This window comes from Bradyrhizobium sp., from assembly GCF_049581145.1.
Taxonomy (GTDB): Bacteria; Pseudomonadota; Alphaproteobacteria; order Rhizobiales; family Xanthobacteraceae; genus Bradyrhizobium.
This window is the reverse complement of sequence record NZ_JBAURI010000539.1, coordinates 1-2,371: the sequence shown is the minus strand read 5'-3', so window position 1 is coordinate 2,371 and position 2,371 is coordinate 1. Positions and strand designations below refer to the sequence as shown.

At 58.8% G+C, this 2,371-nt stretch carries 2 protein-coding genes; both read left to right on the top strand.

All coding sequences use genetic code 11. The features are described from left to right. Nucleotides 1-132 precede the first annotated feature (132 nt). Nucleotides 133-1,125: a transglutaminase domain-containing protein gene (locus WCB02_RS17660; RefSeq protein ID WP_423959946.1), complete on the top strand. Its 993-nt coding sequence runs from the start codon at nt 133-135 to the stop codon at nt 1,123-1,125. A gap of 240 nt (nt 1,126-1,365) precedes the next feature. Further along, a partial coding sequence (locus tag WCB02_RS17655) for a carboxypeptidase-like regulatory domain-containing protein (protein WP_423959944.1) occupies nt 1,366-2,371 on the top strand: 1,006 nt, incomplete at its 3' end.

Here is a 2,371-nt window from a genome sequence, read left to right as displayed (position 1 = left end):
ATTTACCGTCCTTTCGGCAGCGACGGTATGCAGAGCCACGGGGAGCCCAGCCGTCCTGATCCTCAGCGGCCAAGCTAAACTAAGGACTCGCGCGGACAACAGGCCACATCCCCTCGACATAGGAGTTCTCTCTTGCTCATTCGCTCTGAGTTTGACATCCAGTTTCGCCTGCCCGCACCGACTGCGATCGTCGCGCTGCTTCATCTGCACCCTTCGGTCGAGCCGCTGCTGCGCTCTCCGGACCAGATCCTGATCGAATCCCTCAACGATCCCTTCAACCACAGCCCCGCATCGACCGACTACACCAAGTCCGTCGTTCCCTCGCGAGACTACCTCGATGTTTTTGGCAACCGGTGTACCCGGTTCATCGCCCCGGCCGGCTATCTTTGGCTAACCGGCACCACCTTGATCGACGCCAGCCCTGAGGTGGATCCGGTCTACCCGGATGCCCGGCAGTCCGCCATCGACGACCTTCCCCCCGAAGTGTTGCAGTTCCTTCTCCCCAGCCGCTACTGCCAGGTTGACCAGTTCGGCGCCATCTCCCATGACCTCTTCGAGTCCTATCCCCAGGGCTGGCAACGCGCCGTCGCGATTCGAGACTGGGTGCATGAACGAGTTACCTTCAACTACAACGCAGCACGGCCTACCAAGACGGCCATGGATGTCTTCACCGAGCGCGTCGGGGTCTGCCGCGACTTCCAGCACCTCGCCATCACCCTCACGCGCTGCCAGAATATTCCCGCTCGCTATGTCACCGGCTACATCGGTGACATTCGCCAACCCAACAGCGGCCCGGGTGACTTCAGCGCGTGGTACCAGGTCTTCCTCGAGGGCAAGTGGATCGATCTGGACGCTCGCCACAACTATCGCCGGCTTGGAAGGATTCTTATTGCGACGGGGCGCGACGCAGACGACGTTGCTCTCACCACCAGCTTCGGGGCCGCTCACCTTACGAGCTTCTATGTGGATTCCTATGAGTTGGACGCTGCGGGCAACAGGGTCCCTCCGCCGTCCTCGCAACCACAGGCAGATGAGCCCCTCCCTGAGCCTGCCCAGGTCAACACCCCTACCCAGACCAACAACAGTGAGTCGAGCCCCACACAGACGCAAGCAGCAACCTTGTAGTCTCGCTGCGCTTGTACGGCTTCGTATGCCGTGAAAATGACCACTTCGCTCATAAATTACCTGTGTGAGCACGAATAGTGCTTATTTCCGCCAATTTTTCTTGACAAGTGCTCATAAGAAACATAAGCTCCGTGTCAATCGACCATGTTTGGGCTCAACGGACGGGAATGCACTGCGACGGACGGAGCGGCATCCTGGCTGTTGGTGCGTGGTCGGCGAGGCACTTTGGGAGAAAATCCGGTGATCAGAACACTTCGCATCTATATATTTGTTGGACTTATCGTCTCCACGTTGTTCGCGCTCCCTGCAAACGCGCAAACCGTAACCGGCGGAGTTACTGGAACCGTCACCGATCCGAGCGGCGCAGCGATTCGAGGCGCGGTCGTCACAGCCCACGATCTGGACACCAACGTGTCCACGCCAACGACCACCAACGCCGACGGTGTGTATCACATCGAACATCTGCCCATCGGCAGGTATGAAGTCATCGCGAATGCGAACGGTTTCAGTAATGAGACGTTGCCGTCGTTCAGCCTTGAGGCACTGCAAACGGTCACGTTCAACGCAAAGCTTGCGGTTCAGGGTACGAGTGCGTCCGTGGAAGTCTCCTCCTCCACACCGATTCTGGACACGCAGGACTACACCATCAGCAGTACGTTTACAACCAACACCATCGCGAACTTTCCGCTGAATGGTCTGGACTTCAGCGCACTCACACTCTATACGCCCGGCGCGGTCAGCACCTATGGCAACACCGCGACGAACGTCATCGAGCGTGACACCTATTACAGCGACTCGGTAAACGTGAACGGCAACCGCGCCCAGGCAAATAACTATACGCTCGAAGGGTTCGACATGAACGAGACCTTCAACAACGAGATCGGCTACAGCCCGGCGCCGGCTGCGCTCGCGGAAATCCAGGTTGTTACGGCGAACTCACCGGCCGAACTGGGCAACGTGAACGGCGCAGGCGTGGTTAGCGTGCTTAGGAGCGGTACCAACAGCTACCACGGATCGGCCTATGGATACCTGCAAGATTATCGTCTGAACGCGGACTCCTGGCAGAACAAGAACCAGACACCCATCGTCCCCACCAACCCGTTTTCGCAGGACCAGTTTGGCGGGACCTTCGGCGGTCCGATCCTGCGCAACAAGCTCTTCTTTTTCGTCGATTACCTGGGCTCGCGGTACCACGTGGGCGGTATCGGATCCACCAGCGTGCTGACGCAGGCGATGAGAACCGGGG